Source organism: Streptomyces arenae (assembly GCF_022343545.1).
Classification (GTDB): domain Bacteria; phylum Actinomycetota; class Actinomycetes; order Streptomycetales; family Streptomycetaceae; genus Streptomyces; species Streptomyces humi.
Window position 1 is genome coordinate 104,872 of the sequence record NZ_JAKQYH010000072.1, and the last position, 23,388, is coordinate 128,259.

The following is a 23,388-nucleotide window of genomic DNA, read 5'->3' on the forward strand; positions in this document are numbered from 1 at the left end:
GAGACGGTACGGCGATGACGTCATCGTACGGGCCGGCGCCCGGGCTCCGGGGCAGGGCGGCCGTCGTCACCGGCGGCACGCGCGGGATCGGGCGTGCGGTCGCCGAGGCGTTCGCGGCGGCCGGCGCCCTGGTGTGCGTGAGCGCCCGGGACCCGGACGAGGTCCGGCGTACGGCCGCGGAGCTGGGCGGTGTCGGCCTGGCCGGCAGTGTGGCGGGGCCGGAGCACGCCCGGGAGCTGACCCGGATGGCGCTCGCCGAGTTCGGGCGGCTGGACATCCTGGTCAACAACGCGGCCACGAACCGTCCCTGGGGACCGCTGATGGACGCCGACCTCGGCATGTGGCGGGAGGCGTTCACGGTCAACGTCGAGGCCCCGCTGCGGCTGACCCAGTGCGCCTGGCGGGGCTGGATGCGGGAGCACGGCGGCGCGGTGGTCAACATCTGCACGGAGGGCGCGGCCCACGTGGGGCCCGACGTGGGCGCGTACGGCACCAGCAAGGCGGCGCTCCTGCACCTCACCCAGCAGCTGGCGGGGGAACTGGCGCCCCGGGTGCGGGTGAACTCGGTGTCGCCGGGGCTGGTGCGCACGGAGATGGCGCGGTTCATGTGGGAGCCGCGGGAGCAGGAGATCGCGGCGGGTCTGCCGATGGGCCGGATCGGCGAGCCGGCGGACGTGGCGGGTGCGGTGCTGTGGCTGTGCTCGGACGCCGCACGGTGGGTGACGGGAGCCGACGTGCTGGTGGACGGCGGTACCAGAGTACGAGCAGCGCAGACAGCGACCTAGGGGCGCGGGGAACTGCGCGACCAGCCCCCACGCACCCGCACCCGCACCCGCACGATCACGTGGGATTCACCACTTGCCCGGCGCGTAGTCCTTCAGGAAGACCCCGTACACGTCCTCGCCCTGCTCGCCGAGCACGATCGGGTCGTAGACCCTGGCCGCGCCGTCGACCAGGTCGAGCGGGGCGTGGAAGCCCTCCTCGGCCAGCCGCAGCTTGTCGAAGTGGGGGCGTTCGTCGGTGATCCAGCCGGTGTCGACGGAGGTCATGAGGATGCCGTCGGTCTGGAACATCTCGGCCGCGCTGGTCCGGGTGACCATGTTCATGGCCGCCTTGGCCGCGTTGGTGTTGGGGTGTCCGGCGCCCTTGTAGCCGCGGCCGAAGACACCCTCCATCGCGGAGACGTTGACGACGTACGACCGGCCGCGCGCCGCCTTCCTCGCGGCGTCGGCCATGGCCGGGCGCAACGCGCTGATCAGGATGAACGGCGACGTGTAGTTGCAGAGCTGGGTCTCCAGGAGCTCCACCGGGGAGATCTGGTCGATGGTCTGCACCCAGGTGTTGGTGTCCACGACGTCCGGGACCAGGCCGCCCGCGTCGATGGCGGTGCCGTCCAGGTGCCGGGCGACGCTGGCGTTGCCCGCGACGAGCGCGAGGTCGGCGACCTGCTGCGCGTCCAGGCCGCTGGTGCCCAGCGGCAGCGCCGCGAGACCGTCCACGGCACCCGAGTTGAAGGCGCCGATGACGTGGTGGGCGGGGAGTTCGCCGGCGGGCAGCGGGGCGCTCTCGCCCTCGACCAGGGCCGCGTACGCGGACGGCAGCCGGCGTACGGTCTGGGTCGCGTTGTTGATCAGGATGTCCAGCGGGCCCGCCGCGGTGACCTGCTCCGCGAGGGCCACCGCCTGGGCGGGGTCGCGCAGGTCGATGCCGACGACCTCCAGGCGGTGCAGCCAGTCCGCGGAGTCCTCCATCGCCTTGAAGCGGCGGATGGCGTCCTTCGGGAAGCGGGTGGTGATCGTGGTGTGCGCGCCGTCGCGCAGCAGCCGCAGCGCGATGTACATGCCGATCTTGGCGCGGCCGCCGGTGAGCAGGGCGCGCTTGCCGGTCAGGTCGGCGCGGGCGTCGCGCTTGGCGCGGTTCAGCCGGGCGCAGTCCGGACAGAGCTGGTGGTAGAAGTAGTCGACCTCGACGTAGCGGCTCTTGCAGGTGTAGCAGGAGCGGGGGCGCTGGAGTATCCCGGCGATCCGGCCCTCGTCGGTCCGCGAGGAGGGCAGCAGGCCCTCGGTCTCGTCGTCGATGCGCTGGGCGGAGCCGGTCGCGGTGGCCTCGGTGACCGCCTTGTCGTGGGCGGTCTTGGCGGCCCGGCGTTCCTGGCGGCGACGCTGCTTGACCGTGCGGTAGACGCCGGCCGTGGCCCGGCGCACCGCGATGGCGTCCGGGTGGTCGACCTCCAGCTCGTCCAGCTCCGCCAGCACGCCGAGGCAGACGGCGAGCCGCTCGGGGTCGATGCCGGGGCCGTGGACCACGGCCTCCACCGTGCCCTCGGCCGCCGGGCCGTCCTGTGTCACCGTCATCGCGCCGCCGCTTCCCTGATCCACCAGCGGTGCTCCGACTCGCGCCCGCTTTCGAACGGAGGATTTTACGGAGCGCCGGGCCGAAGGACCAAACCCGCCCGAATGGCGGAGCGGGGATGGCGGCGGACAGGGGGGCCTGGACCGCCCCCGGTCCTTGCGGCGGACCGGGGCCTGGACCGCCCCCGGTCCGCGGTCAGCGGTCGCACACCTCCATCAGGGAGTCCACCTCGTCGGTCACCGCACGGGCCAGCACGTCGAGGTCCGGGACGGCCGCCGCGTCGGCCACCAGACCGTAGTGGACCTGGTTCCGGTAGGTGGAGACGGCGACGGCCAGGGACTGGCCGGGCGCCAGCGGGGCCAGCGGGTAGACGGCGGTGAGCGGGTGGCCGCCCAGCCGCAGGCCGAGGCCGGGCAGCGGGACGCTGGTGACCAGGATGTCGAACCAGAGCCGGGCGGCCTGGCCGACGAGCGGTCCGCCGAGCCGGTGCCCGAGCGCCGGCACGTGGTCGGCCAGCAGGGCGACGGCACCGGCGCCCCGGTTGGGGCCGGCGTCCTTGTTGCGGCCCATCGCCGTGCGCACGCGCGCGAGGCGGGCGAGCGGGTCGGGGTCGTCGACCGGAAGCCGTATCAGGTACCCGGAGAGCCGGTTGCCCTGTGGGGTGGCGGTGCGCGGACGGCGCCTGGAGACGGGGATCAGGGCGCGCGGCGCGACCCCCGCGATGCCGTCGCCGCGCTCCTCCAGCCAGCGGCGCAGCGCCCCGGCGACGACGGCGATCAGGACGTCGTTGACGGTGCCGCCGACGGCCTTGCGGACACGGTGCACGTCGTCGATGTCGAGGTCGACGCCGGCGATGCTGCGGGTGCCGGTGGGCTCGGACCGCAGCGCGGAGGAGGAGCTGACGCCGAGCGCGGACAGGGCGACGGAGGCACCGATGTCCAGGGCCCGGCCCACGTCCGAGAGCGCCCCGCGCACCAGCTCGGGCACCCTGCGCACGTCAGGCAGCGCGAGCATCGGGCGGGGTGCCTCGATCGGACGGGGGGACCGCTCGGGCAGGTCGAGCGGGTCCAGGACCCCGGCGGCCAGCTTCAGGGCGCGCAGGCCGTCCGCGAGGGCGTGGTGGAACTTGAAGAGCACCGCGAAGGAGACGCCGTCCTCGCCGGGCAGCACATGCGCCTCCCACGGCGGCCGGTCGCGTTCCAGCGGGCGCTCCATCAGCCGGCCCGCGGCGGCCTGGAAGTCGCCGGTGGGGGCGTGCAGCCGGACGTGGTCGAGCGGGTCGAAGTCCGGGGCGGTCTCGCGGGCCGCGCCGCCGAACGCCAGCGGCTGCCAGACGTCCCTGATGCGCATGCGCAGACCGGGCACGGCGGCGGCGCGGGCCGCGAGCAGATCGGCGGCGTGGGCGCCGGCCGTCGGCGAGTGCGCGGAGAACACGCCGAGCGCGCCCAGGTGCATCGGGTGCCGGTCGGACTCGATGTTCCAGAACGCCAGATCGAGAGGGGCGAGCAGATCAGCAGTCGCAGTCATCTAAGGGGGTGCCTCGCGTCGACGGAGGGTGGATCAGCAGTCAAACGCCGGGACCTGATTACGGTCAAGTACGATCACGCTACGCTCAGTTAACAGCAGATTAAGTCCGGCCCCCTCCGGAAGAGGGGGGACTCAAGGGGCACCTGAGGTCACTTCAGCGCCGGTGGCGCCGCCTCGGGTGACGTACCCCACTCTGACGGGCGCGGGCCGACCGTGAACGCGAGCGACCGCAGGGAGCGCAGCGAACCGTTCGTCAGATAGGTCCGGCCGTACTCCGATCCGTCGAGCCGGGCGGTCTGCACGTACCGGTCGGCGGCCGAGGTGCCGGGCGCGGTGACGGTGAAGCCGCCGCTCGGCCACCAGCGGCGGTCGAGGTGGACGTCGATCCGGTCGAAGACCGGCGTGGACAGGCCCCAGGTGCCGTAGCCCGGCTGGACGGGGAAGAGCCCGATGGACGACAGCACGTTCCAGGCGGACATGGTGCCGAGGTCGTCGTTGCCGGTCATCCCGGCCGGGCCGTCGGTGAACAGGGTCAGCGCCGCGTGCACCACGTCGGTGGTCTTCCAGGGCCGGCCGGTGGAGAGGTAGGTGTACGGGGCGATGAGGTCGGGCTCGTTCATCGGGTTGTAGACGGCCGCGTTGTAGTACGTGTACGCGTTGCCGTGCACCCACACCTCGCGGGCGGTCCTCGCCGGATCGGCGAGCAGCCTGTCGTAGGCGAAGAAGGAGTCGAGCCGCTTGTCGGTGGCGTCCTCGCCGCCGATCAGGGAGATCACGCCGGGCAGGTCCTGCGGGACCAGCCACTGGTACTGCCAGGCGGTGCCCTCGTGGAAGCCGATGCCCCGGGCCGGGTCGGGGTCGCCGGTGAAGACGCCCTGGGCGTCGCGGGCACGGAAGAAGCCGGTGGAGGGGTCGAAGACGTTGCGGTAGTTCTGCGCCCGGGTGGCGTAGCGGGCCGCGTCCGCGCCGTGGCCGAGGTCCCGGGCCATCTGGCCGAGCATCGCGTCGGAGAGGGCGTACTCCAGGGTGACGGAGGCACCGTGGTCGTAGTCGGAGTCGCCGACCTTGGCGTGCGGACGGCCCTTGAGGTAGGGCGCGAAGCCGTTCGCCAGGTACTCGGCGTTGGCCTCGCGGCCGATCCCGGGGTTGGCGGCGGGCGGCACCCCGTCGGCGTTCCTCTTCAGCGCCCGGTAGGCCCGCTCCTCGTACCCCTTGAGCAGGCCCGTCTGGTAGGCCGTGGTCAGGAAGGGGGTGACCGGGTCGCCGGTCATGATGTTCGTCTCGACCGTGCCGTAGCCCCAGCGGGGCAGCCAGCCGCCCTCCTCGTCGACCTTCAGCACCGAGAGGGCCATGTCCCGGGCCTCGCGCGGGGCGAGCAGGGCGAGCAGCTGCGCCTGGGTGCGATAGGTGTCCCAGAGCGACCAGTTCTGGTAGTAGGTGAAGCCCCGGGCGCGGTGGATCCGCCGGTCCCAGCCGGTGTACCGGCCGTCGGCGTCCTCGCCGACGTTGGGCGCGAGGAAGCTGCGGTACAGCGACGAGTAGAAGGTGCGGCGGAGGGTGCGGTCGCCGCCCCGGACGCGGACGCCGGCCAGCCGCCGTTCCCAGGCGTCCCGGGCCTGCCGTCGTACCGTGTCGAACGAACGGCCGCCCTCGGCACGCAGATTGGCCTCGGCGCCGGCCGCGTCGACGTAGGACAGCGCGGTGGTCGCCTCGACGGTACGGTCCCCGGTGGTGTCGAAGCGGACGTAGGCGCCGTCCGTTCCGGTGCGGGAGCCGGGGGTGACCGTGGCTCCGTGCCAGGTGCCGTAGGCGGTGAAGGGGCGGCTGAAGCGGGTGACCGTGTAGACGGTGTAGGGGGCGGTGTCCCGGCAGAAGCCGTGGCCGGTGATCCGGGTGCGGACGGTGTGGTCGTCGAGGATCTCGACTTCGCTGTTCACCGGTCTGTGCAGCGCCTGTGCTGCGTTGAGCAGGACGTTCGCCTTGCCGGTGGCCGGGAAGGTGTAGCGCTGGACGCCGGTGCGGGTGGTCGCCGTCAGTTCGGCCCGGACGCCGGAGTCGAGTCCGACACGGTAGTAGCCGGGGCTCGCCTGCTCGTCGGCGTGGCTGAACCCGGCCGCGTACCTGGCGTAGTCCGTCTGTGTGACGTCCCCGCTGGTGGGCAGCACCGGCAGGTCGCCCCCGATGGCACAGCCCACGCCCGAGAGGTGGACCAGGGAGAAGCCCCGGATCCGGTGCTGGGAGTAGTCGTAGCCGGTGCTGTGCCCGGTGTCCGGGGAGAGCTGCACCATGCCGAAGGGCACGGCCGCGCCGGGGAAGGTGTTGCCCTCGTCCTGGCTGCCGATGAAGGGGTTCACCAGGTCGGCGAGGTGGCCGTCGGCCGGATCGGCGGCCCCTGCGGCGGGGGCGGTGAACAGCGCGGACGCTGTCAGCGCCCCGGCGAGGCACAGCCGTGTGCGCCGGGTCCCTCTCATGTCGATGACCTCCGAAGTTCGACATCGCTGTCTGCATCGTGAGGGGGAAAAGCCGCAAAGCCCGGCAAATAGGGGTTTTCACTTCCGGCGCGTCGCACACGAGTTGGGCCCGGCGCGTGACGGCGCCGGGCCCGTGACGGGTCCGGGACTACGAGACCAGCTGCCCCTTCCCGAGGGCGATGACCCCGTTCTTGGAGACGGTGTACAGCTCGGTGTCCCGCTCCGGGTTGACGCCTATCGTGGCGCCGGGCGGGACCTCCACGTTCTTGTCGAGCACCGCGCCGCGTACCACCGCGCCCCGGCCCACCACCACGTTGTCGTGCAGTATCGACCCCTGGACCACCGCACCCGGGTCCACGCGCACGCCCGGTGACAGCACGGACCGGGTGACCTGGCCGCGGATCAGGCAGCCCGCGCTGATGATGGACTCGCTCGCCATCCCGCCGGCGTTGAAACGGGCCGGGGAGAGCTGGTAGGAGTGGGTGTAGATGGGCCAGTTGCGGTTGAAGAGGTTGAAGGCCGGCCGCTCGGCGATCAGGTCCATGTGGGCGTCGTAGTACGCGTCGAGCGTGCCGACGTCCCGCCAGTAGCCGCGGTCGCGACTGGTCTCGCCGGGGACGTGGTTGGTGCCGAAGTCGTAGAGCTGGGCCTCGCCGCGAGCGGTGAGCTGGGGCAGGATCGAGCCGCCCATGTCGTGCACCGAGTGGTCGTCCTCGGCGTCCCGGTGCAGTGACTCGATCAGCGCCTTGGTGGTGAAGATGTAGTTGCCCATGGAGGCGAACACGGTGTCCGGGGCGTCCGGCAGTCCGGGCGGGTCGGCGGGCTTCTCCAGGAAGGTCTCTATCGTCTGGCCGTCCGAGCCGGGCGTGATCACCCCGAACGCCGAGGACTCGGCGCGCGGGACGCGGATGCCCGCGACCGTGACCCCGGCGCCGCCCTCGATGTGCTGCTGGAGCATCTGCCGGGGGTCCATGCGGTAGACGTGGTCGGCGCCGAACACCGCGACGTACTCGGGCTGTTCGTCGTTGACCAGGTTCAGCGACTGCAGGAGGGCGTCGGCGCTGCCCAGGTACCAGCGCGGGCCGAGCCGCTGCTGCGCCGGGACGGGCGTGACGTAGTTGCCGAGCAGGCTGGACATCCGCCAGGTGGTGGTGATGTGCCGGTCCAGCGAGTGCGACTTGTACTGGGTCAGCACACAGATGCGCAGCACGTCCGCGTTGACCAGGTTGGACAGGACGAAGTCCACCAAGCGGTACGTCCCGCCGAAGGTGACAGCTGGTTTGGCCCGGTCCGCGGTCAGCGGCATCAGGCGTTTGCCCTCACCGCCGGCCAGCACGATGCCGAGTACCGAAGGTCCACCACGACGCATGGCCGCTCCCCTCACCCTGGTGCTCCATGCCTGCCCTGGGAGCACATCCGCTAAGCCTGCCCCGGGATCACGTCGAACAGGCGGCCTGTTCGTTACGGCTGTCCGAGGATCTCCTGGCCCCGACTCCCCTGTCCGTCACGTCTGTTTCAGGATCTCCTCGTAGAGCCGGACCGTGCGCCGGGCCACCACGTCCCAGCCGAACTCGCCCACCGCGCGCTCCCGTCCGGCCTCGCCCATCCGCCGGGCCGTCGCCGGGTCGCCGACCACCGTGTCCAGCGCCCGCGCCAGGCCCGCCTCGAAGTCGTCGTCGAGGTCGACCAGCAGGCCGGTCGTGCCGTCCTCGACGACCTCGGGGATGCCGCCGACCCGGGACGCCACGACGGGCGTGCCGCACGCCATGGCCTCCAGGTTGACGATGCCGAGCGGCTCGTACACCGAGGGGCAGACGAACACGGCCGCGTGGGTGAGCAGTTGGATGACGTCGGCGCGCGGCAGCATCTGCGGGATCCAGTACACGCCCTCGCGGACCCGGCTCAGCTCGTCGAAGAGGTCCCGGAACTCCCGGTCGATCTCGGGGGTGTCGGGCGCTCCGGCACAGAGCACGACCTGTGCCGCGGGGTCGATGTCGCGGACGGCGCGCAGCAGATGGGGCACGCCCTTCTGCCGGGTGATCCGGCCGACGAACAGCACGTAGGGGCGGCCGGGGTCGATGCCGTGGCGGGCGAGGACGTCGGTCGAGCCGTCCGGCCGGTAGAGGGTGGTGTCGATGCCGTTGTGCACGACATGGACCCGGGCCGGGTCCAGGGCCGGGTAGCAGGTGAGGATGTCCTCCCGCATCGCCCCGGAGACGGCGATCACCGCGTCGGCGGCCTCCACGGCGCTCCGCTCGGCCCAGCTGGACAGGGCGTACCCGCCGCCGAGCTGCTCGGCCTTCCAGGGGCGCAGCGGCTCCAGCGAGTGCGCGGTCACCACGTGCGGGACGCCGTACAGCATCTTGGCCACGTGCCCGGCGAGGTTGGCGTACCAGGTGTGGGAGTGGACGAGTTCACGGCCGTCCAGTCCCGCGGCCATGGCGAGGTCCACGGAGAAGGTGCGCAGCGCGTCGTTGGCGGTGTCCAGGGCGGGCCAGGGGCGGTGCCGGACGACGCCGTCCCCGCGGCCCTCGCCCCAGCAGTGCACCTCCAGGTCGACCAGGGGCCGCAACTCCCGGGCGAGGAACTCCACATGAACACCAGCACCGCCGTACACGTCCGGGGGGTACTCCCGGGTCAGCAGTCCGACTCGCACCCGCAACCCCTCGCTCTCCACGGCCGGTTGGTCCATGGTCACCCAGAAGCGGCGCGCGGGGAAGAGCGCGGTGGTTGTGTGAAACAACAGTCACCGCAGATCCCGCCGTTGGGTACCCGGTAGTAGAGACAGCAGCTGCGGCGGCGGAAGGCCGGTCCGGTGCGGGTGCCGGTGGCGCTCAGCCGGGGGTGCGCGAACAGGGCGGCGGTGAGGGCGCGGGTCCGGCGGGCGGCTTCCGGCTCGCCTCGGGTCCGGGCCCAGCGGTCCAGTTCGCGGGCGGCCGCGGCCAGCGCCGAGCCCGCGTTGCCCCACAGCAGGCCGGCGGCGACGCCGTAGCGGGCGCGCAGGGCCTCCGCCAGGGGTTCGAGGTGGCCGTGCACGACGGCTTCCGCGAGCGCGGCCGGGCCGGCGCCGCCGGGCAGCGGGCGCACCTCGGTGAGCCAGAGGTCGTCGGGGGCGGCGGCGCTGGTGTCCCAGCGGAGCAGCCGGGGGTCCAGGTCGGGGAGGCGGCCGTACCGGGCGGCGCAGCCGAGGGCGACGGACCAGAGCCGGGCGGCCAGCGCCTGCTGGGCGACGGAGGCGGCGACCCGGGGCTCGGGGACCCGTAGACGCCTCCCGACCGTCTCGACCCGGAAAGTGATGACATCGCGATGAGCATCCGATGTGTCTTTTCCGTACGCCTTCGCGAGGGTCGGCAGCGGGCCGGTCCCTGCCGCCCCGGCGGCTTCGGCCGCCGGCCGGGCCGTCCGCAGGACGAAGAAGCCGCCGAGCGGCCGGAGCGCGGCGAGATCGGGGTCCAGGTCCACGAACAGCAGTAGTACCAGGCCTTCTGGCGCTCCGGCCGCCCGGCCCTCCACCCCGCGTCACCCACCCTGGGGATGATCGGGCCCCTTTCGTACTCCATCGGCAGTACGACGCATTGGGTGCTCAGGTACGACGACGGGAAGCAGCCGGGCGGGCAGAGTGTTGCTCATGGAAGCCGACCGATCACCGCGCGGGACCGAGAGACCGCGCCCGACGCAGAGGAGCCGTGGATGAGCGCCCTCGCGTTGTCCGTGTTGCTTTCCTTCGTCTCCGCCGTCGCCTACGCGGGCGGAGCGATCGTGCAGGAGCAGGTGGCGGTCTCCTCCCCCGGCGAGCAGTACGCGCCGCTGCGCCGCCCGGGCTGGTGGGGCGCGATGGCGCTCAACGGCCTCGGCGGCCTGCTGCACGTCGTCGCACTGGCCTGCGGCCCGCTGAGCCTGGTCCAGCCGCTGGGAGCGCTCACCATCGTGTTCGCGCTGCCCATGGCGGCCCTGTTCGTCGGCCGCAGGGCGGGTGCCACCGCCTGGCGGGGCGCGATCATGGCCACCGTGGGTCTGGCCGGGCTGCTCTCCCTGGTCGGCTCCTCCGACTCGCACGCCCTCGACTCCGCCGGGCGGATCGCGGTCGCGCTGGTCACCGGCGGTGCGGTCGTCGGACTGATGATCGCGGGGCGGGCCGCGCACCGGCACCCCGCGGTGCGCAGCGTGCTGCTCGCCACCGCGTCCGGCATAGCCTTCGGCATGTCCTCGGTGTTCACCAAGGTCGTGGCGATCGACTGGGACGGCGGGATCGCGCCGGCCGACCTGATCTGGCTCAGCGTGATCGGCGCCTACGCCGTGGCGGGCGTCATGATCTCCCAGGCCTCCTACCGCGGCGCCGGCCTCGCCGCGCCGCTGGCCACGCTGACGGTGGTCAACCCCGTGCTGGCCGCGGCGGTCGGCATCACGATGTTCGGCGAGGCGTTCCGCTACGGCGCGACCGGCACGCTGCTGGCACTGGGCTGCGCGGTGGTGGCGGCGGGCGGCCTGATCCTGCTGACGACGGAACGCATCGAGGGCACCCCGCACCCGGCCCCGGACACAGCCCCGGCCACGGTCTCGCCGGAGCCCCTGGTCGAGACCCTGGTGGAACTGGCGGAGACGGTCCTGCCGCAGGCGGTTCCGGCTCCCGCGGTTCCGGCGGACGCGGACCCGGCGGGCGCCGACCCGGCGGGCGCCGACCCGGCGGGCGCCGACCCGGCGGGCGCCGGCCTGGCGGACGCCGGCCTCGCGGACGCGGACTTGGCGGACGCCGGCTTGGCGAACCCGGACATGACGGACGCCGGCTTGGCGGACGCGGACATGGCGGACGCCGGCCTGGCGAACCCGGACATGACGGATGCCGGCTTGGCGGACGCGGACATGGCGGACGCCGGCCTGGCGGACGTGGGCCGAGTGGCGGCGGCCCCGGCGGGAGCCGCGGGCAAGCCGGTGCGGACCGGTTCGGCGGGTGTCCGGTTCACCGACGGCGGCCTCGTGGGGATTCCGGTGCCCGGCGGTGAGCCGGCTTCGGCCGGTCTCACGGGAGTGCGGTCGGCCGAGGGCGACCTCACCGGTGCCTGGCCGGCCGCGGAGGCCGGACTCGTGGGTGGCCCACCGGTGGCGGAGGCCGCCGGGGCGGGCGAGGGGCCGCCGCCGGCCGGCGCGTTCCACGGCGCCGGCGCCGGCGGGGCGGGCACCGCGGCGGTCGCGATGCCGCAGCAGCGCACGGCGTCCGCGGCGGACGTGGTCGACGTCCTGCTGCCCGCCGCCGACTTCGTGCTGGACCGGCACCGTACGCGGGTCAGATCCTGACGCCGCCGGCCCGGAGATAGGCGAGCGGGTCGATGTCCGAGCCGAAACCGGGCCCCGTACGCACCTCGAAGTGCAGATGCGGGCCCGTGACGTTCCCGGTGGCGCCCGAACGGCCGATCCGCTGGCCCGTGGACACGCTCTGCCCGGCCCGCACCGAGATCGCCGACAGATGGCCGTACTGCGTGTAGCGGCCGTCGGCGTGCCGGATCACCACCTGGTAGCCGTACGAGCCACCCCAGCCCGCCGTGACGACCTGCCCGGCCTCGACCGCCTTGACGGAGGAACCGGTGGGCGCGAGGAAGTCGACGCCGGTGTGGTAGCCCTTCGACCAGTGCGAGCCGGACGCGTGGTACGCCGTGCCGATCGGGGCGTCGACCGGGGCCACGAGGGAGTGCGCGTGCCCGGTGTGGGTGGAGGCCTTCTTCGTGCCGGCCTTCGACCCCGCCTTCGACCCGGCTTCGGTACCGGTCCGGGTCCGGCTCTTCGTCTCGGGCTTCGTCTCGGGCTTCGCCTTGGTCTTCCGCTTCGCCTCGGTCTTCCCGGCCGCAGGCTCCGTCCTGGCCGCCCGGCCCGTCAGGCTCAGCCGCTGACCCGGCAGGATCAGGTCGGGATCGGCGCCGACCGTCGCGCGGTTCGCGGCGTACAGCCGGTGCCAGCCCCCGGTGACGTCGTGTTCGTCGGCGATCCCGGAGAGCGTGTCGCCGCGCACCACGGTGTACATCTCGGCCTTGCCGGCCCGCGACTGCGGCGTGGTGTGCGGCTGTACGTCCCGTACAGAGCTCTTGGCGGGCCGCGTCCGGGCGCCGTCCGTGTGCGTGCTCCCGGTGTGCGTGCTCCCGGTGTGCGCGCTCCCCGTGTGCACGTCGGGGCTGCCGCCGCCGCGGGTGAGTCCGCCCCGCACCGAGCAGACCGGCCAGGCGCCCGGCCCCTGGCCGTCGAGGACCTTCTCCGCGACGGCTATCTGCTGGTCCCTGGTGGCGAGGTCGGCCCGCGGCGCGTACCTGGTGCCGCCGTAGGCCTCCCACGTGGACTGGGTGAACTGGAGCCCGCCGTAGTAGCCGTTGCCTGTGTTGATGTGCCAGTCGCCGCTGGACTCGCAGGCGGCGACCTTCTCCCAGGTCGACACGGAGGCCGCCTCGGCGCTCCCGGCGGCGGCCAGCGGGATCGCCAGCCCGGCGCCGCCCGCGGTGACGGTGAGCGAGGCGCGGTTGATCCTGTTCGGCTGGTACCGGCGGTGCCGGCCGCGTTCGGCCATGTCTGGAGCCCCCTCGCCACGCGCATCAGGAAGGCCAAAAGTAAGCGCCCCGAACAGGCCATGACAAGACAGCAATCAGCCGCCTCTCGCCTCTGGGGGCACGGCCGTCACCCGGTGAAGGGAACCGGCCGGAAACGGACTTGACGTGACGTCAGCGGCACGGGCCGGCAGGACCGTCCCGGAGTGTTTCGCGAGGTGGCTGAGGCGTCGACCCCATGTCGTCCGTATCTGCAAGTGCGGCCGGTCGAACGGCGGGTCAGGATGGCCTTTGGGCAATACTGGCCGGGCAGGAGCGGCAGCAGCATCCCTTGCACGTGCTACGGGATCGACTTGATCTTTGAGGAGCAGGCGGTATGAGCACTTCGGCGCAGATCGGCGTCACGGGTCTCGCGGTCATGGGCCGCAACCTCGCCCGGAACTTCGCGCGCAACGGCTACACGGTGGCGTTGCACAACCGCACGGTGTCGAAGACACAGGAGCTGGTGGAGAACTTCGGGGACGAGGGCGACTTCATCGCGGCCGAGACGGCGAAGGAGTTCGTCGAGGCGCTGGAACGGCCGCGTCGGCTGGTCATCATGGTCAAGGCGGGCGATCCGACGGACGCGGTGATCGAGGAGTTCGCCCCGCTCCTGGAGCCCGGCGACATGATCATCGACGGTGGCAACGCGCACTTCGCGGACACCAGGCGGCGCGAGAAGGCGCTGCGCGAGCAGGGCATCCACTTCGTCGGCATGGGCGTGTCCGGCGGCGAGGAGGGCGCGCTGCACGGGCCGAGCATCATGCCGGGCGGCCCGAAGGAGTCGTACGACTCGCTGGGCCCGATGCTGGAGAAGATCTCGGCGAAGGCGGCGGACGGCGCGCCCTGTGTGACGCACTGCGGCCCCGACGGCGCCGGGCACTTCGTGAAGATGGTGCACAACGGCATCGAGTACGCCGACATGCAGCTGATCGGCGAGGCGTACCAGCTGCTGCGTGACGTCGCCGGGTACTCCCCCGCGCAGATCGCCGACATCTTCCGGACCTGGAACACGGGCCGGCTCGACTCGTACCTGATCGAGATCACGGCCGAGGTACTGGCCCACGTCGACGCGGCGACCGGCAAGCCGTTCGTGGACGTGGTCGTGGACCAGGCCGAGCAGAAGGGCACCGGCCGCTGGACCGTGCAGATCGCCCTCGACCTGGGGGTGCCGGTGTCGGGCATCGCCGAGGCGGTCTTCGCGCGCTCCCTGTCCGGCCACGCCGGCCTGCGTGCCGCCTCCCGCGACCTGGCCGGCCCGAAGCTCGCGCCGCTGTCCGAGGCGGAGGCCGGGGCGTTCGCCGACCGGGTGGAGCAGGCGCTGTACGCGTCGAAGATCGTGTCGTACACGCAGGGCTTCCACGAGATCCAGGCCGGCAGCGACGAGTACGACTGGAACATCGACCTCGGCGCGGTCTCGGCGATCTGGCGAGGCGGGTGCATCATCCGGGCGGCGTTCCTGGACCGGATCCGCGCGGCCTACGACGCCCGTGCCGACCTGCCGAGCCTGCTGTCCGACGAGACGTTCGCGCGGGAGATCGCCGAGGCTCAGGACGACTGGCGTGAGGTGATCATCGCGGCGACCCGGCAGGGGGTCGCGGTGCCCGGCTTCTCGGCGGCGCTGGCGTACTACGACGCGCTGCGCGCGGAGCGGCTGCCCGCGGCGCTCACCCAGGGGCAGCGGGACTTCTTCGGTGCGCACACGTACCGCAGGGTGGACCGGGACGGCTCGTTCCACACGCTGTGGGGCGGCGACCGCAGCGAGGTCACCGCTTAGGACCGGCCGTCGCGGGGCGTGGGCGGGCGGTACGGCCCGGCCACACCCCGCGGGTCCCCGGCGGGCGGGCGGTGCTGCCCGGCCACACCCCGCGGGTCCCTGACGAACGGCCGTTGCGGCCAGCCACGCCCCGCGGGTCCCCGGCCTACGGCGTCCGCAGTGCGCGCAGGAGGGTGTCGCGCAGGGCGAGGAGCCTGTCGTCGGAGGTGTAGCCGCGGTGGCCCTCTATCGGCGGGAACACCGGCTGCCCCGGGGTCCGTAACGGGGTCGGCGGGATGACGTTCCGCTCGCTCCAGCACAGGTCGACGCCCGGCACCTGCACGGGCCCGGCCAGCGGGTCGGTGTCCCGCCACACGTTGGTCCAGGCGGCCAGCCCCGCCGGGCCGCCCGGCGCCAGGTCCGCCAGGGACCTGCGGCAGACGAACGCCGGGTAGGTGCGCGAGAAGTAGACGGCCGGGCAGCCGGTGGTCAGCAGGGCGATGCGGGCCCGCCGTTCGGGTTCCAGCTGCCAGATCGCGGCGAGCGCCAGGACACTGCCCATCGACGCGGCCCGGATCAGCACCCGTCTGTCGTCCCGGTCCAGCAGCACTCGCAGCCGGTGCACCAGTTCGGGCACCGCGCGCACCGTCCAGGACGGCGGTGCGAACGGATGCACCGCCCGTGGCCAGAACGCCCCGAACGCCCAGGCCAGACCGGCGTTCTGGCGCATCTCGGAGCGGATCGCCAGGGTGCGGAAGGTCAGCAGCATCAGCCCGGCGAGGCCGGCGAACAGCGGCAGGCTCACGGTCTCGAGGAGGCGCGCCGTCAGGTCCCAGGCGTCGCGCAGCCCGGAGGCGTGCACCGGCCGCACGTAGAACGATCCGGCGGTCAGCGCGATCAGCACCGCCAGGGCGCCCAGGTTCCAGTCCAGTTCACGCAGCAGGTACTCGTGCCGGCGGCGGGCGGCACGCAGTTCGCCCACGTACCGCCGGTCGTCGGTCTGCTCCTCCCGGTCCCGGACGGCGGCGAGGAAGTCCCGCGCCAGCCGCACCGGTCCGCGCCGGGAGAGCGGCCTCGCGGAGCGTTCACCGCGGGCCAGGAAGGTGAACCAGAGGCCGGCCCGGGTCACCGCCCAGCAGAGGGTGCCGAGCAGCAGCACCGGAGGCAGCGCCATCCCCATCACGTCGACCGGCTTCGGCACGTCGGGGCGCTGGCCGTCGCGGGCCAGCCAGGCGCCGGTCCACAGGGCGAAGCCGGTGGTGTAGAGCCAGGCCACGAAGCAGGCGACGACCGCCATCGCCGGTCCGGCCGCCCCGTACAGCGCCATGTGGCGCCGGGTCCCGCGCCTCGGCAGCACGGCGGAGGCCGCGGCCAGGATGAACACGCAGAGCGCCTGCACCAGCAGGACGACCGTCGACTGCACCTGGATGCCGGGCAGTTCGGCGCCGGTCGACCACCGGCGGTCCGGCACCAGGCAGTACAGGACGGCTGCCACGTTCACGGCGACACAGCCGGTCAGGGCGAGTTTCGGATAGCGGGTGGGCCACAGCGGGAGCGGCTTCGACGCCGCCGCCCGGCGGCTGAGCCACGGCAGCGGGCGGCGCGCCCAGCGGCTCAACAGGACGGCCGGACGGGAGAGTTCCACCCGGTACAGGCGTGGCACCGAGGCGACCGTGAGCAGGGCCATCACCACGATCACCGCGAACAGCAGCACCCCCGCGCGGGTGGGACCGCCGTTGCCGCGCAGGTCCTGGGCCAGCGGGGTCCAGGTGAGCAGGCCGGCCGTGGTGAGCAGCCCCGCCCACACGTGCTGGGCGGCCATTCCGGGATCACGCCGGTTGTACTCCCAGAACCCTTCGAGTTCCAGGTTCTCCTTGTGGCTGAGGTGCTGCTCCCGGACCGCCCGGTTGGCGGTCTCCTCGCTGACGGTCTTGAGCACCGGCAGGTACTCCTGCTTGGTGTCCCGCGCCATGAACAGCAGGACGAACACCACCAGGAACGGCACGACCGCGGCCACCACCAGCCCGACCCCCGCACCGGACTCGTCCCAGCCGCGCAGCAGCCGTACCGCCGGGTTGCCGGGGTCGCAGACCCCTCGGGCCGCCGGCGCGCACTGCCAGGCGAACTGGTCCAACGCGAGCTCCCCGAAGGCGCCGACGACCAGCACGGTGAACGACAGGGCCAGCAGCCGCGCCCCGAACTCGTACAGCCCGCCGGCCACCCGGCGCAGCCGCCCGTCGCTGCGGACCGGACGGTACGGCTGCATCCAGTCGACCATGTTGACCAGCAGGAACGGCATCAGGAACAGCCACAGGGCACGGGACGCGCCACCGATGGTCAGCCGCGTCCAGTCGTACACCTCGTGGTGCGTCCCGAGGCGTTTGTCCAGGTCGACGAGCCGGGTGCGGTAGAGCCCGGCCTTGTCGTCGCCGCTCTCCCTGCGGACCTCGGTGGCCCTGGTCAGCAGCCTGTCCCGGTCGACCGGCCCGAGCCCGGGCACCTGTAGCTCCACGACCTCCACGGACGCGACGTCGTCCATCGCGCACCCCCGTCCCCCGAAGACACATCCCCTGCGAAAACGCTGACAGGGATCGAGCCGTCACACAACGGAGTTGCGGTACCAGAAAATCTCACCCTCAGTAGAGGGTTCGAGGACCCGTCACTCGTTCGGAGCCGTACGGTGCCGTCAGGTGAACGCCGCCGTCAGGTGAGGGGCGGGCCCGGTTCCGGGGCCGGGGTCGGCTCCGGGCCCGGCGGGACCGGGGACGGCGGCGCGGGATCGGGGGGCTGCGGGGTCGGGACGGGGCCCGGTCCCGGGGGTGGCGGGGTGGGTGTCGGCTCGGGCCCCGGGGGTGGCTGGGGGGTGGGGACCGGGCTCGGGTAGGGGTCAGGGGGCTGCGGGTTCGTCATGGCGTCCTCCGGCCAGTGGGTCGACGTCACCTCTGGTCTACTGCCCCGCGTACCCGGCCCCCGCGCCCCCACTCACCCGGACAGCGGGCCGGGGTTCCGGTGCGTCCGGGGTTCCGGTGCGTGCGGGGGTCCGGTGCGTCCGGGGTTCCGGTGCGCCGGGGTTCCGGTGCGTCCGCCGCCGGTCAGAAGCGGCCGGGGTGGGCCACGCTCAGAAGCGGCCCGGGTGGGCCACCAGCCACTCCTTCGCCGCGCGCAGCAGCTCGGGGTCGGGCGCCGGGGCCACGTCGGGGTGGCGTTCGGCCCACCTGACGACGTACGGGCAGAGCGGGGCCACCGGGGTGTCCTCGCGCTCGGAGATCGTGTACAGCTCGCGGGCGAGGGAGCCCGCGATGCCCTTCCCCTCGTGCTCCGGCTCCACGATGGTGTGCACGGGCACGAAGGCCCGGGAGGGCGACTCCAGCACGAAGTACTCGATGTGGCCGACGACTTCGCCGCCGGCGACCGCCTCCAGACGCCCGGCCTGCCGGTCGTCGCGGATCTCGATGTCGCTCATGTCGCCCTCCTGGTCCGCCGGTCAGACCTGTGCGGCCTGCGGGCTGCGCTCCTGGTCCGAGCCCGGTACCGGCTCGGACGGGTCGGCGCCGAGCGCCACGACCCGGTTGCCGTGGTCCACGTGCACGACCCGCGGCCGAAGCGTACGCGCCTCGGCGTCGGTGACCTGAGCGTAGCTGATGATGATCACCAGGTCGCCGGGGTGCACCAGGTGGGCGGCGGCCCCGTTGATCCCGACCACCCCCGAACCCCGCTCACCCTCGATGACGTACGTCTCCAGCCGGGCGCCGTTGGTGATGTCGACGATGTGGACCAGCTCACCGGGCAGCAGGTCGGCGGCGTCGAGCAGATCGGCGTCGATGGTCACGGATCCCACGTAGTGCAGGTCGGCCTGGGTGACGGTGGCGCGGTGGATCTTGGACTTGAACATGGTGCGCAGCATGTCGGACTCCTGAAAGACGGCTCCCTGCCCGCTTTGTGCAGGTCAAGGGCGGTCTCGACTTTACACCGACACCCCCGTGAGATGTCTGTGAGGAACATCGCTCCGGCCAGGCGAGACGGCTTCCTACCTGGGCTTTCCCTTCGCTCAGGCGCCTGTTGGGGACGATCACCCCCAAAACGCGCGGGACCTCATACCGACAGGATGCTGACTCATCTGACGATCTATCAGATATGCGGGAAACCTCTCTGCACACAGACGATGTCTGCCCACGCACCACCAAACTGTCGGGCAACGACATCGCTCCGGTTCACGGAACACGGCCCGTTTGGCCATCAGCCGGTCGACGCTCGACCGCTAGCGTGTACGGGCCCGGTGCCGACGTTGCTGCAAGGGAGAAGGACTGAGAGCCTGGGATGCGAACGTCTATTCCATGATCCGCAGGACCCACCAGCATGCGGCCAGTGCGCGACGCGATGGCGCAGAGCAGCAGGATCTCCCCCGGCGTGGTCATCCTGGAACTGGACGACAGCTGACGCCCTGCAAGCCAACTCTCGAAGAAGACCACGAACCAGGGCTCGTTGCTCGCGCTGAAGCGCGAGAATCGTCGCATGGTTCGCTCGTTCTTCCGCAACTCTGTCTCCGACCGAGAGGATGCAGAGCGCCTGCGCAGTCAAGCAGCTGAGGCCAAGCACACCGCCGGAATGCAGGCAGCCGGATACGAGCCGCTGGAGCCCTATCCCGGGAGCGGGCAACCGTGGCGGTCCCGGCACCTGGCGTGCGGGTGCATCGTCTCCCCGCGACCGGCGTACCTCAGCGCCGGCAGGGTTGGGTGCACGGAGTACGCGAAAGAAAGCCGCCGGACGATTTACAGGAGCGCGCCGGCGGGGCCGAGCGGGCCGAGGCGGACATGCGGTCGGTCGGTCTGGACCCGTACCTCAACAGCCAGACACCGTGGCGGTGTCGCTGTACCGCGTGCGGGGCCGTCGGCACACCCCGACTGTCAGCAGTCCGGAACCTGATCAAGGAGGGGACGGCGTCGGGCTGCGCCACGTGCAATCGCAGGGTCCGCGGCCGGCGGCAGCGCGAGGCCAACGCCGAAAAACGGAGGCCATGATGCGCGAGCCAGGGTACGAGCCGCTGGAGCCCTACCGCACCAGTCAGACCCCCCTGGCACTGCCGCTGCACCACATGCGGCCGCGAGAGTACCCCCACCTACTCCAACGTCAACAACGGAGGGAGTCGCTGCCGTTTCTGCTCCTCTAAGTCATCGAACGCCGAGCAAGCCGAGGCCGAGATGCGCGCGGCCGGGTTCCAGCCGTTGGAGCCCTACCCGGGCCGGGCCACGGCCCCATGGCACTGCCGCTGCTCCTGCGGGAACAAGGTCATGACGCGTTTGTCCTTCGTCCGGTCAGCGACGGCGGGGTGTAAGAAGTGCCCGCGGGCCAGCGGTCGAACCGATCCGGCGAAGGCTGCTGCCGAGGTCCGTCAGGCCGGTGGCGCTGCCGCTGTGCGTGCGGGGTCGAAGCCACGGTGACCTTGACCAACCTCCGACGAGGCCGGACCCGGTGCGGGAGCTGCTCCAGGGACGGCACCACACCTGCGACCGGCACACCACCTGGATCGGAAGCCTCCACACAGACACCGACGACAATCTGTAGGACACCGCGCCAGGCGAGCTGACTCTCCCCTACAGCAGGGCGGGACCGTTCATGGCAACGCGCGGATCACCCGGCCTTGTCGGCATTTCCGGCCTGTTCATGGATCCGCGCACCCAGATCCTCCGCCCACTCCAGCGCCCACGCCTTGAGTTCTTGGATCTGCCGGGAGGTGAGCCCGTACGCGGTGTAGTCCTCATCCTCATACCAGTCCGCGCCGATAAGCCGGTCCCTAAGGTCTTCAAGGCTGAACTCGTCGTGGGCGCGACGGCGGCCCAGGGATTCGAGGTCGGCAGTGGAGCGGTGGCGGGAGGCGGCCTGGACGTCGATGAGGTCACGGACGGTGCCGCGGTCGGCGAGGGCACGGACCTTGGTGCCGATCACGTCGTCGAGGGAAAGAACGGGGCCGTAGGGGGTCTGAGCGGGCGGAGCCCAGAACGCCTCCTTGAGGACGTCGACCTCGCACTCCTCGCCGGTGTCCGGATCGGTGACGAGGAAACGGCCGCTGAGCGGATCAGTCTGGACGTGCGTCGTCCGCCATCCGCGCTCGCTGAGACCCGCTGTGAGTGACGCGACGATCTCCCGCATCGGAGCGGGGTTCTCGGTGGCGACGTCGAGGTCACGACTGAAGCGCTCAACCAGTCCGTGGGCCTGCACGGCGTATCCGCCGGTGAGGACCAGAGGGTAGGGGGAGCCGAGGTCGAGGATGTCGGCGAGGAGACGCTCGTGGAGCGGAGTGAGCTTCACGCGGCGGTCGTGTCGGCGGGAGCGTTGCGGAGCAGCCCGGGAAATGCGTCCTCCCAGACCTCGCGGATGTAGGGACTGATCAAGCGCCGCAGCACGGGCCACTGCTCGGCGAGCAGCCGGTGGTGCAGGAGGGCCACCAAGTCCTCACTCAGCCCTTCGGCAAGGACTGTCCGGTAGAGCGTCATGCGGGACTTCGGACGGTCCAGGGTGTAGCTCGTCCGCCCGGACCAGACGATGTGGAGCGGCAGGTCCACGTTGCCCTCGACGGGGCCGGCCAGCTCCTGCAAACGCTCGGGCAGTCGGCTGCGGTAGCGGTCCCGCAGCACCTCGGCGCGGGGAGCGGTGATCGTCGGGTCCATGCATCCAGTATCGCTGCTGGGAGGCGGCGGCATGGCGGATACGGGGCTCTTCTGTCGTACGTACGGGTCGGGCGCCGCCCGGCCCTCCCCCGGACGCTCATCATGGCCTACCCGTACAGCCCCAGGTGGCGTAGCAACCGGCTGCCCTGCCGGCCTAGGACCAGCCCCGCTCGCGGGCGCGGGGAATCGTGGCACAGCAGGTCACGCGGAGGACCGCCGCGATGGAGTCGGCTGCGGCTTCCGTCTCCGTTTCGGGAATGACGACGGTCCCGAGGAGGCCCATGGCGCCGGCGCAGAGGACGAGAGGGCACCCGGCGGGCGACGGTCAGGGTATCCCGCTCGCGGTGTCGCTGACCGGCGGTAACCGTGGGCGACGTCACCCGGTTGCCAACTCTGCTCGACAAGATCCCGCGGGTAGCGGGACCGGTCGGCCGGCTCGCGCCGACGGCCTGATGCCCTGCTCGCGGGCCTCGGCTACGACCATGACAAGTACCGCCGTCTTGTGCGGGCTCTCGGCATCACACCGGTGATCGCCGAGCGGGGCGAGGACCACGGCAGTGGCCTGGACGTCTTCCGGTGGGCACGACTTCCAGACAGTCCGTTTTCTCCGGTCCTCCCTGCCGCGCATGTCGCGTTCACATGTCGGAGAAGGAAACGGGAAACAGCATCGATCGTCTTGTCCGCCCCGGCCAGACTGCCGCACGCTACGTGCAGCGCCGACTCGGCCGATGGCGGGAGGGGTTGGAGGTTTCCGTGCCACAGCCGTCCACCGGGTTCGGCGAGGAGTTGAGGAAGCGGCGTCTGGAAGCAGGGCTCAGCCTCACTGCCCTGTCCGGCTCCGTGCACTACAGCAAGGCGCAATTGAGCAAGGTGGAGCGGGGCCTGAAGGCCCCCAGCCGTGACCTCGCCCGCCTGTGTGACGCCGCCCTCGGGGCCGGCGGGGCCCTGCTGTCCCTGCTCGCACCAGAGACCACCGACCCGCCCGTCGATCCGGCGCCGGGCTTTGTCCACGAGGAGGACTGGATCATGCAGTTGTCGCCGGACGGCCCGAACACCTTCCAGCCCTTGAGTCGACGGGATGCCCTAGGCGCCGGTGCCGCTTCGCTGATGGCGTGGCGGTCGGACAGCGCGAACCCGGCCTCGCCGGCCGCGGGCGCGGAAATGGTGCAAGCTTCCCGCTCGCTGTTCACCCACTACCGCAGACTCGGCCAGACGGTGGCGCCCGGTCTACTCCTGCCCGTCCTGATCGCACAGACCCACACCCTGCGAGAACTGTCCGCCCACTGTGACAGCGGCACCCGTCACCGTCTGCTGGCCCTTGGCTCCCGGTACGCCGAATACGTCGGCTGGCTGGTGCAGGAGACCGGAGACGAGCGGGCGGCTCTGTGGTGGACGCAGCGCGCGGTCGATCTGGCGGCCGCCGGCGGCGACCGGGCACTGGCGGGTTACGCGCTGGTCCGCCGGGCCCTGATCACGCTGTACCGGGACGACGCCGAGCAGACAGTCGCTCTGGCCCGTCGCGCGCAGAGCAGGGTCCTGCCCCCGCGGATACGCGGGCTCGCTGCACAGCGCGAAGCCCAGGGCCACGCCCTGGCGGGTGACCGCCGGGCCTGTCTGGACGCGCTGGACCGCGCGCGTGCGCTTCTTTCTCTCCAGGACGAAGGGACCGACGAGCCGGTGATCGGCACCATGCACCTTCCCGATCCGGTCGGCATGGTCACCGGCTGGTGCCTGGTCGATCTCGGGCAGCCGCGGGAGGCGAGCGAGGAACTGGACCGACAACTCGCCCTGGTCGGCGGGAACGCGGTTCGCACCCAGGTCAGGTACGGCGTCCGCCGCGCACTCGCCTACGCGTCGGCCGGCGAGATCGACCACGCCTGCGACCTGGCGGCGCCCCTGCTCGACGGAGTGGAGGCCGTGGGTTCCGCCACGGTCACGACCGACCTGAGACGGCTCGCCCGCGCCCTGGCGCGCCACGCGAACCATTCCTCCGTACGCCGGCTGGGACCGCGACTCGGCACGTTGTCGCGTCCCTCCACCATCTGAAGGAGTCA

Annotated in this window: 15 protein-coding genes and 1 pseudogene; 4 read left to right on the top strand and 12 right to left on the bottom strand. The window is 72.2% G+C overall.

Features of this window, described 5'->3' with window-relative positions:
- Window positions 1-14: 14 nt before the first annotated feature.
- Entirely contained in the window at window positions 15-785 is a 771-nt protein-coding gene (locus MB828_RS34690; protein WP_301651641.1) for an SDR family oxidoreductase, read from the top strand.
- A gap of 66 nt (window positions 786-851) precedes the next feature.
- Here MB828_RS34690 and MB828_RS34695 read toward each other — a convergent pair whose 3' ends face one another.
- The 6 genes from MB828_RS34695 to MB828_RS34720 form a co-directional block, all read right to left on the bottom strand.
- Window positions 852-2,354: an SDR family NAD(P)-dependent oxidoreductase gene (locus MB828_RS34695; RefSeq protein WP_301651642.1), complete on the bottom strand. Its 1,503-nt coding sequence runs from the start codon at window positions 2,352-2,354 to the stop codon at window positions 852-854.
- A 193-nt stretch (window positions 2,355-2,547) separates the two neighbouring features.
- The gene (locus MB828_RS34700; RefSeq protein WP_301651643.1) at window positions 2,548-3,879 is read right to left on the bottom strand and encodes a wax ester/triacylglycerol synthase family O-acyltransferase; all 1,332 of its coding nucleotides are present in this window, start codon (window positions 3,877-3,879) and stop codon (window positions 2,548-2,550) included.
- 149 nt (window positions 3,880-4,028) lie between these two features.
- Window positions 4,029-6,350, bottom strand: coding sequence for a GH92 family glycosyl hydrolase (locus MB828_RS34705; RefSeq protein WP_301651644.1), 2,322 nt, complete (start codon window positions 6,348-6,350; stop codon window positions 4,029-4,031).
- A 148-nt stretch (window positions 6,351-6,498) separates the two neighbouring features.
- A complete protein-coding gene (gene glgC, locus MB828_RS34710; protein WP_301651645.1) occupies window positions 6,499-7,719 on the bottom strand; it encodes a glucose-1-phosphate adenylyltransferase in 1,221 nt (406 codons plus the stop codon).
- A 135-nt stretch (window positions 7,720-7,854) separates the two neighbouring features.
- The gene (gene glgA, locus MB828_RS34715) at window positions 7,855-9,006 is read right to left on the bottom strand and encodes a glycogen synthase (RefSeq protein ID WP_301651782.1); all 1,152 of its coding nucleotides are present in this window, start codon (window positions 9,004-9,006) and stop codon (window positions 7,855-7,857) included.
- A gap of 38 nt (window positions 9,007-9,044) precedes the next feature.
- Entirely contained in the window at window positions 9,045-9,812 is a 768-nt protein-coding gene (locus tag MB828_RS34720) for a (2Fe-2S)-binding protein (protein WP_301651646.1), read from the bottom strand.
- A gap of 228 nt (window positions 9,813-10,040) precedes the next feature.
- On the opposite strand from MB828_RS34720, the pseudogene MB828_RS47010 reads away from it, so the two are divergent.
- A pseudogene (locus MB828_RS47010) lies at window positions 10,041-10,862 on the top strand (DMT family transporter); the annotation flags it as partial.
- Window positions 10,863-11,631: 769 nt separating this feature from the next.
- Here MB828_RS47010 and MB828_RS34730 read toward each other — a convergent pair.
- Window positions 11,632-12,897, bottom strand: a complete 1,266-nt coding sequence (locus MB828_RS34730; protein WP_301651648.1) for a transglycosylase family protein — start codon at window positions 12,895-12,897, stop codon at window positions 11,632-11,634.
- A 353-nt stretch (window positions 12,898-13,250) separates the two neighbouring features.
- Between MB828_RS34730 and gndA the strand changes: the two genes are divergently transcribed.
- Window positions 13,251-14,690, top strand: a complete 1,440-nt coding sequence (gene gndA, locus MB828_RS34735; protein WP_301651649.1) for an NADP-dependent phosphogluconate dehydrogenase — start codon at window positions 13,251-13,253, stop codon at window positions 14,688-14,690.
- A gap of 145 nt (window positions 14,691-14,835) precedes the next feature.
- Here gndA and MB828_RS34740 read toward each other — a convergent pair whose 3' ends face one another.
- The 5 genes from MB828_RS34740 to MB828_RS34760 form a co-directional block, all read right to left on the bottom strand.
- Complete coding sequence (locus MB828_RS34740; RefSeq protein WP_301651650.1) at window positions 14,836-17,208, bottom strand: hypothetical protein; 2,373 nt, start codon at window positions 17,206-17,208, stop codon at window positions 14,836-14,838.
- A 579-nt stretch (window positions 17,209-17,787) separates the two neighbouring features.
- Window positions 17,788-18,132: a GNAT family N-acetyltransferase gene (locus MB828_RS34745; RefSeq protein WP_301651651.1), complete on the bottom strand. Its 345-nt coding sequence runs from the start codon at window positions 18,130-18,132 to the stop codon at window positions 17,788-17,790.
- Between the two features lie 21 nt (window positions 18,133-18,153).
- Window positions 18,154-18,573, bottom strand: coding sequence for an aspartate 1-decarboxylase (gene panD / locus MB828_RS34750; protein WP_301651652.1), 420 nt, complete (start codon window positions 18,571-18,573; stop codon window positions 18,154-18,156).
- A gap of 1,724 nt (window positions 18,574-20,297) precedes the next feature.
- Entirely contained in the window at window positions 20,298-20,975 is a 678-nt protein-coding gene (locus MB828_RS34755; RefSeq protein ID WP_301651653.1) for a nucleotidyl transferase AbiEii/AbiGii toxin family protein, read from the bottom strand.
- Window positions 20,972-21,334, bottom strand: a complete 363-nt coding sequence (locus MB828_RS34760; protein WP_301651654.1) for a hypothetical protein — start codon at window positions 21,332-21,334, stop codon at window positions 20,972-20,974. The genes MB828_RS34755 and MB828_RS34760 overlap by 4 nt, the downstream gene beginning before the upstream one ends.
- A 753-nt stretch (window positions 21,335-22,087) precedes the next feature.
- Between MB828_RS34760 and MB828_RS34770 the strand changes: the two genes are divergently transcribed.
- Window positions 22,088-23,380, top strand: coding sequence for a helix-turn-helix domain-containing protein (locus MB828_RS34770; protein ID WP_301651655.1), 1,293 nt, complete (start codon window positions 22,088-22,090; stop codon window positions 23,378-23,380).
- Window positions 23,381-23,388: the final 8 nt, after the last annotated feature.